The organism is Rothia sp. HMSC071B01, from assembly GCF_001808945.1.
Lineage (GTDB): Bacteria > Actinomycetota > Actinomycetes > Actinomycetales > Micrococcaceae > Rothia.
On the sequence record NZ_KV795071.1, the window covers coordinates 146,893 to 147,209 of the forward strand.

1 CRISPR repeat array is annotated in these 317 nt (G+C 53.3%).

The features are described 5' to 3' along the window. A CRISPR array of direct repeats spans window positions 1-316; the repeat unit is 27 nt; unit sequence CAATGAAAGTCCCTCCGAAAAGGAAGG. The last annotated feature ends 1 nt before the right edge of the window (window position 317 follow it).

The following is a 317-nucleotide window of genomic DNA, read 5'->3' on the forward strand; positions in this document are numbered from 1 at the left end:
CAATGAAAGTCCCTCCGAAAAGGAAGGGAAATGTAAAGTGCTTGACGCGCCCCGCGCGGGTGCTATGAGCCCTCAATGAAAGTCCCTCCGAAAAGGAAGGGAAATTCATCAACAAGCACATCGCCACGACGAACAGAAGTCCCTCAATGAAAGTCCCTCCGAAAAGGAAGGGAAATTTGCCCTCAAACCCGGGCACCACCTGGCAATCGCACTTCCCTCAATGAAAGTCCCTCCGAAAAGGAAGGGAAATCGCGTTCCGCACCGTAGACGCCCGTGGAAAAGACGCCCTCAATGAAAGTCCCTCCGAAAAGGAAGGG